The sequence below is a fragment of the Labrenzia sp. R5_0 genome (genome assembly GCF_017743835.1).
Classification (GTDB): Bacteria; Pseudomonadota; Alphaproteobacteria; order Rhizobiales; family Stappiaceae; genus Roseibium; species Roseibium algicola.
This window is the reverse complement of record NZ_JAGHRK010000004.1, coordinates 732,332-739,747: the sequence shown is the minus strand read 5'-3', so window position 1 is coordinate 739,747 and position 7,416 is coordinate 732,332. Positions and strand designations below refer to the sequence as shown.

The window sequence follows — 7,416 nt, the reverse complement described above, 5'->3', positions numbered from 1 at the left end:
CCTTGTTTGAAAGATCAGCGTACCTGCGTAACTCCTTAAAACCATCAGACATCCGAAAACATCCGATGATCGCAAGGCCAACGCCGCCTACGCTTCCCTTCCTTCAATAATCAAATTGTCAAAGAACCATTCGCCAGTCAGCAAATGCGGCCTGAAAGCCTTCAACCAAAGACGCCGAACCACTTCCCTGTTGCCAGGTCGATGCGGCAAAGTTGTTTGGTAGAACCAACAGCGAGGAGCGCCGTGTTGGCGGCGCCGCCGTCGATGGAGGGCGTTATACGCATGGCCTGAAGATGAGTCAACACTCTTTGTCAAAAAAGATTCACACAAGCCAAAACGTACGGATTCCCTTATCTAAATCATCGATTTAGTCCCGGAGCCTCGTCTTCTCCCGCGAATTTTTTCGATTTCTTTTTGTCTTTTTTGCTCCGGGAATACGGGAATGCCCACAGCCTCCCGTGTGAGCCCCCTCATAAAGAAGACTCGTAGCCCTATTGCGACCACAGAACCGACAAATTCTGCTCGTAACCCACCACCTCGAAGCGGTTCGCCTCGTGGGCATCCGTGCAGAAACAATTGACGATTTAAATCAAACACTGCATGTAGCAGGATCTGTTATGTTTAGCACCGCTGAAACATACTGGCCGTGGCCCAGGGCTGCGGGCTTCGGATTCACGCGATAGCTTAAAAGGACCGGACAGGTATTAATGCATTTGGGGCCCTTCCATAGCGCGCAGACCCTACGTATAGAGTTAGGTGAAGAGCCGCCGCTGCGCGGCTACGAAGGCCGCAGTGGCATGTCCGACCGTCGGCAGGTGTCTTTGCGCTGGTTTGCAGGTACCGTCCTGACAGGCGTCACTTCACTCGTATTGATGGGTGGAGCCCTCATGGCGGCACTCGACGGACAATACAGTGTGGAAGCCGCGCCCTCTTCCGGTGCATTTCTGAACGGCTTTGCCCTGTCGAGCGGTGGCGCCAAGGGCGATCGCGTCCTGCGCACCGCAGCCGAATATTCCAGCAAGCATGTCATCGACGTTAATGTGGTCACCCGCGAAGGTGACAGGGATCATATTCGGGTCCAGCCGCATGTCTTCGTCAGCGCAACGCTTGCGACCCGCAAGGATCCGGAACTCGCAGAGCGCATTCCCCCGTTCAATCCGTTGAACATGTTCGCTGACAATAACGACGATGATGGCGGCATCAGTGTTGCCGAAACCGGCACTCCGCTTCCAGCCGATTCCATCTATGGTGCAAAGCTGGAAAGCGAAGTCAGCATTTCGCTTGCCCCCTTCCCGTCTTCCAGCGGGGACATAGACCTCGACCGGACGCCGTCCGAAACCGAAGTTGAGCTTGCCGTTCGCGAAACCGCGCGCACTCTTTCTATTGACGCTGTCGAAATGGCGGCAAAATCCCTGGTTGATCCGGGCCGCTTCGATTTCAATCTCGCCCTGCAGCCCGACCTGGAACGCTACGCCGTGCGCATCACGCCGGAGAACGTTTCGTTCGTGTCCAAACAGGATGAGGACATCCGCTTTGCCGGAATGGACGAAAGCATCGTTCCCGTAACCAAGGACCAGGATCTGGTCGACGTCATGATGGATTATGACGCGACCGAAGATGAAGCACTTGCAATCTCGACCGCCTTCTCAAGCCTGTTCGGCATTTCGGACCTGACTGAAGGACAAAGATTGCGGATCGCCTATGCACCGTCGCCGGACGATCTGGAGCGGATGCGTCCTGAACGCGTCAGCCTCTATGAGAACACGGAGCACCGCGCTACGGTGGCCCGCTCGGACAGTGGCGCCTATATTGAGGCCAAGGAACCGAGCACGTTCCTTGCTGATGCCTTTGAGGAAGCCGACCGTGTTTCCTACGGCGGCCCGACCCCGGCAATCTACGACAGCCTCTACCAAACGGCTCTCGAACAGGACATGCCTGAAGAGATCATCAACGATCTGGTGCGCATGTTCTCCTTTGACGTCGACTTTAATGCGCGGGTCCAGCCGGGCGACGCCCTTGAGCTGTTCTTCACCGACGGCGACGACAACAGCCCGCCGAAGATCTTGTATGCCGCGCTCAACACCGGCAACACCACACGGGAATTCTACCGGTTCCGCACGCCAGACGACGGCGTGACCGATTTTTATGATGACACCGGTCAGAGCGCCAAGAAGTTTCTTATCCGCAAGCCGCTCAATGGCGGCAAGTTCCGCTCCGGTTTCGGCATGCGCCGCCACCCGATCCATGGCTACACCAAGATGCACCGCGGTGTGGACTGGTCTGCGTCGCGCGGAACGCCGATCATGGCGGCCGGGAACGGCACAATCGTCAAGGCCGGCTGGAGCTCCGGCTATGGCCGCCGTATCGAGCTGCAGCACACGAACGGCTACACCACGACCTATAACCACATGAGTGGTTTTGGCAGCGGCATCCGTGAAGGATCCAAGGTCACCCAGGGCCAGATCATCGGATATGTCGGCTCCACCGGCCTGTCGACAGGCCCGCACCTGCACTATGAAGTGCTCGTCAACGGCCGTTACATGGATCCGATGCGTATCAAGCTGCCGAAGGGCCGTACGCTGGATGGAGAAATGCGCACAGCGTTCGAAACCGAGCGCTACCGCGTCGACACCTTGCTGGACCGTGTCCGCAAGCCGTCGCGGATCGCTGCCATCAACTGACACTCCTGAAAAACAAAGTTCGGCCGGGGCCTTCGTGCCCCGGCCGAACTTGTTCATATCTGCACTCCAGACAGGCTTCGATCATTCAATCCCCGCCTGAGGGACCGGCACCAGCTTGACGCCGGCGACAATCAACCTGCCGCTCATCCAGCTTCCGAAACTTCCTTCTGTCGTGCCTGGTCGCGGCGCAGAGCCATGTAGATCGCCGGGATCACCAGAACCGTCAGGATCGTCGATGATGCCAGACCGAACAGCAGCGAGATCGCCAGCCCCTGAAAAATCGGATCGGTCAGGATAACAGCAGCGCCGATCATGGCGGCAAGCGCTGTCAACAGGATCGGCTTGAAGCGGATTGCCCCGGCTTCCAGCAAAACGTCCAGAAGCGGTTTGTCGGGCGTGCGCGAATGCTGGATGAAATCGACCAGCAATATGGAGTTGCGCACGATGATGCCGGCAAGCGCAATGAAGCCGATCATCGATGTCGCCGTGAATGGCGCAGCAAACAGCCAGTGCCCCAGCATGATGCCGATCAGCGTCAGCGGAATTGGCGTCAGGATCACGAGCGGCAGTTTGAAGGAACCGAACTGGGCCACCACCAGGAAGTAGATGCCCAGGATCGCCACCATGAAGGCACCTCCCATGTCCCGAAAAGTGACCCAGGTGACTTCCCACTCGCCATCCCAGAGCAGGGTTGGCCGCGTTTCGTCTTCGGGCTGACCATGGAACGAGATCACCGGTTCCCCGTCAGGTCCCCAATCCATGCCCTGGATCTTTTGTCCAACAGCCAGCATCCCGTAAACCGGTGCTTCGAACGCGCCTGCCAGTTCGCCGGTTACCATTTCAACCGCGCGCCCGTTGTGGCGGAACACCGGAAAGGATGTCTTTTCCCTGCGAACCGTCACCACGTCGCCAAGCTCGATCACGCCCCGGCCTCCAGGCAATGCATTGGCCGGCACCGGCGTTGCAAGCACCGCTTCACCGATCACCATGTCACCCCTGGCTAGATGGATCCGGATCGGGATCGGATAACGCGCCCGGCCGCGGTGCGAATAACCGACCTCCGTTCCACCATAGAGGCGCCGGACGGTGTCGAAGACATCGCCCTGCTCGACCCGGTGATATTCAAGCCGGTCCTGATCGATGGCGATGCGCACCCGGTCGGCCTGGGTTCCAAAGGAATCGTCGATATCCACGATGAACGGCACGTCCTCGAAGGCCTGGCGAACCTTGCTTGCAACCGCGCGCCTGGTTTCGGCATCGGGCCCATAGATTTCCGCAAGCAGCGTCGCCAGAACCGGCGGCCCCGGGGGCGGTTCCACCACCTTCAACACAGTACCGGCGGGTAGGTCGAGACCTGCCAGCATCTCGCGGATATCCAGCGCGATGTCATGACTTGTCCGGTCCCGCTCCCCCTTCTCGGTGAGATTGATCTGCACGTCCCCCTGTTCAGGCAGTGCGCGCAGATAGTAGTGGCGAACCAGTCCGTTGAAATTGAAAGGCGATGCAGTGCCGGCATAAGTCTGGAACGACAGGATTTCAGGCACCTTTCCCAAACGGGCGACAATTTCCTGAAGAACCCTGTCCGTGTCCTCGACCGAAGACCCTTCCGGCAGATCGGCAAGCACCTGCAATTCCGCCTTGTTGTCGAATGGAAGCAGTTTCACCGTAACGTCGGAGGTATAGAACAGCGCAAGCGAACCGATTGTGCAGACGCCGACGATCAGCAGAAAGCCCCAGGCGCGCAGGCGCGAACCGATCAACGGTCTGGCGACCTTCGCGTAAATACGACCCAGAGCCCCGCCATGGGCCGCAGGCGCATGGGAATGGCCTCCGCCGCGGCCAGCGAATTTCATCATCAGCCAGGGTGTCAGCATCACGGCAACAAAGAACGAAAACAGCATCGCTGCCGAAGCATTGGCGGGAATCGGTGCCATATAGGGGCCCATCAAGCCTGAAACGAACAGCATCGGCAAAAGGGCGACGATGACCGTCAGCGTTGCGATGATGGTCGGATTACCGACTTCCGCCACCGCTTCCACCGCGGCTTGCGTCCGGCTGCGATCATCCGACATGCCCCAGTGCCGGGCGATGTTCTCGATCACCACGATGGCGTCGTCCACCAAGATGCCGATGGAAAAGATCAGGGCAAACAGGCTGACACGGTTGATGGTGTAGCCCATCAGATAGGCTGCAAAGAGCGTGAGCAGGATCGTCGTCGGGATCACCACCAGCGTCACCAGCGCTTCGCGCCAGCCGATCGCCAGTGCGATCAGGACGACAATGGAGACTGTCGCAAGCCCAAGATGGAACAGCAATTCATTGGCTTTTTCATTGGCGGTCTCACCGTAGTTCCGGGTGATCTCCATATCCACGCCTTCGGGAAAGAGATCTCCGCGAATTGCTTCAAGCCGTGAAACGATTTCATCGGAAATCACCACCGCATTGGTGCCCGGTCGTTTGCCAATGGCCAGCGACACCGCCGGGGCCAAGGTCAATGCTCCATCTTGCTTGCGAATATGGGCGACCCTGTGCTCTGCCGGTTGAGTGGCAAGGTCGATGCGGGCGACATCACGCACATAAACGGGTCGGGCATCACGGGCGGTCAGGAAGAGATTTCCGATCTCTTCGGTCGATTGCAACGTCTCCCCTGCGACCAGAACGCGCTGCTCTCCGGCTTCCCGGACATAGCCTGCGCGGAAGGACTTGTTGGCACCCTCGATCTTGGCAGCCAGCTGCTGCAGCGTGATTCCGTAAAGCGACAGTTTTTCCGGGTCAGGTTCAACGCGAATGGCTTCCGGCTGCTCCCCGACGATGAACGTGAGACCGATGTCCGAGAGCTTGGCGATTTCGGTCTGAAGTTCACGCGCAATCCGGGTCAAACCGTTTGCCGTCCACCGCTCGGCGCCCCCCGGTGTCGGTGTCAGCGTAACGACGACAATGGCGACATCATCAATACCCCGGCCAACAATCAATGGCTCCGGAATGCCGACGGGGATCCGGTCCATGTTGGCGCGGATCTTTTCGTGCACGCGCAAGATGGCAGCGTCCGCGTCGGTCCCGACGAGAAACCGTGCCGTTACCAGCACACGGTCGTCCTGGGTCTGGGAATAGATATGCTCGACACCATCGATCGCCTTGACGATCGTCTCCAGCGGTTCCGTCACCAGTTTGACCGCATCATCCGCATTGAGGCCGTTGGCTTCCACATGAATATCGACCATCGGCACGGAGATTTGCGGTTCTTCTTCACGTGGCAGGGCAACAAGAGCAATCAGCCCGAGGGCAAGGGAAGCCATCAGGAACAGCGGGGTGAGCGGTGACCCGATGAAGGATCGGGTCAGCCATCCGGCAAGACCGAGTTTCATGGCACCAACACCCGATCACCGGCACGCAGTCCGGTCAGGATCTCGACCAGAACCGTCCCGTCGTGAAGAACATTTGCACCTGGAACCACGGCGACATCCTGGGTGCCAGCCGCAACGGCAACCTGCACATAATCGACACCATGCCGGATCGAAAGAGCAGCTTCCGGCACCGCAATGACCTGACGCTCGCCGACGGGCACATGAACAAGGGTGCGTTCGTTGACGAAATAGTCTCCCAGACCATCGACATCAACATCCGCCGTCACCCGTCCTTCAGTAATTTCAGGATAGACCTTCACGATCGTTCCGAAGGTTTGCCGGGTTGCGGTGCTCCCGGTCTCCGCAACCTCGGGCTTGGGGTCAAGACCACGTCCACCCAGCAGGACTTTCGCCCCTGAGGTTATTTGGGCGGCATGACGCTCCGGGATGGAGAGACGCAGGAAGTATCGGCCGCTGGCAATCCGGGCGACTTCCTCTCCCGGCAGAATGACCGAGCCTTCCGTGACGGGCACCGTCAGAACGCGTCCGGCATTGGGGGCCAGGACCTCGCCTTCGCTGGCGCGCTGGCGCACGACCGCCATCTCCGATTCCGCCGCGACTGTCTGGTTGGTGACCACATCGAATTGTGTGCGCACCTGATCCAGCCGGCTTTGTGCCGCGCTGCCACGGGCAACCAGTTGCTCCACACGCTCCAACTCGGTGCGGGCATTGTGAAGCTGGGAGCGCAGAACCTCGATCCGGGCCTCCGCAGCCCCCAGCTCGAGTGCAATTTTCTCGTCAACGACCAGGGCAATGACCTGATCAGCTGACACGACATCGCCCTCGCGCACGGAAATTGTCTTGATGGTTCCGCCAATGCGGGCACGGGCAGGAACGACCGTCCGGCTTTTGACCTCGGCAAATACCGCCTTGGTTTCCGGTACGGTGATCGGCTCGGCCAGAAATTCACCGGCACGAGCCACCGGCGCGGCACCCGACGCTGCAGCCAGCGTCAAAAGAAAGAAAATGAAGATACCGCGTCTCATCTTGTCCTCCACCTTACGAGAAGGCCACTCCCGGTTTCATGCCGAGCTTCTTGAAAATGATTGCTGCCGGACAAAAGCCGGTGACGGATGCCTGCATCAGGTTCAAGCCGACAAAGGCGTTGAGCAGATACCAGTAGGACGAAACGTAAAACCCCAGCGCCAGGGACAAGAGCACCATGGCACCTGCAAACATCATGACTGCACGATCGACTGTCATCTGAGTCTCCTTGATCGGATCAGCCGCCCTGGGGTTTCACCGAAGCGCGGCTCTTGTTTCACATTTATGAATATATGAATACCACAGCTTTTCGCGAGCCCGTTTGACAAAACGCAAATGCCCGGGCC

4 protein-coding genes are annotated in these 7,416 nt (G+C 58.8%); 1 reads left to right on the top strand and 3 read right to left on the bottom strand.

All coding sequences use genetic code 11. The features are described 5' to 3' along the window. The first annotated feature begins 707 nt into the window (after positions 1–707). Positions 708–2,681, top strand: coding sequence for a M23 family metallopeptidase (locus tag J7447_RS23415; protein ID WP_031270257.1), 1,974 nt, complete (start codon positions 708–710; stop codon positions 2,679–2,681). Positions 2,682–2,824: 143 nt separating this feature from the next. Here the strand turns inward: J7447_RS23415 and J7447_RS23410 are convergent, their stop codons facing one another. From J7447_RS23410 to J7447_RS23400, 3 genes are read right to left on the bottom strand one after another with little or no spacing between them, the layout of a single operon-like run. Beyond that, entirely contained in the window at positions 2,825–6,046 is a 3,222-nt protein-coding gene (locus J7447_RS23410; protein WP_209171092.1) for an efflux RND transporter permease subunit, read from the bottom strand. Continuing rightward, the gene (locus J7447_RS23405; RefSeq protein ID WP_209171091.1) at positions 6,043–7,071 is read right to left on the bottom strand and encodes an efflux RND transporter periplasmic adaptor subunit; all 1,029 of its coding nucleotides are present in this window, start codon (positions 7,069–7,071) and stop codon (positions 6,043–6,045) included. Before J7447_RS23405 ends, J7447_RS23410 begins: the two co-directional genes overlap by 4 nt. Before the next feature lie 13 nt (positions 7,072–7,084). Further along, positions 7,085–7,288 (bottom strand): DUF2892 domain-containing protein, encoded by a 204-nt coding sequence (locus J7447_RS23400; protein WP_023002994.1) that lies wholly within the window; start codon positions 7,286–7,288, stop codon positions 7,085–7,087. Positions 7,289–7,416: the final 128 nt, after the last annotated feature.

Excerpts from the sequence above, each read along its gene's own strand:
- J7447_RS23405 (WP_209171091.1), bottom strand. The coding sequence starts at position 7,071 with ATGAGACGCGGTATCTTCATTTTCTTTCTTTTGACGCTGGCTGCAGCG.
- J7447_RS23400 (WP_023002994.1), bottom strand. The coding sequence starts at position 7,288 with ATGACAGTCGATCGTGCAGTCATGATGTTTGCAGGTGCCATGGTGCTC.
- J7447_RS23415 (WP_031270257.1), top strand. The coding sequence starts at position 708 with ATGCATTTGGGGCCCTTCCATAGCGCGCAGACCCTACGTATAGAGTTA.
- J7447_RS23410 (WP_209171092.1), bottom strand. The coding sequence starts at position 6,046 with ATGAAACTCGGTCTTGCCGGATGGCTGACCCGATCCTTCATCGGGTCA.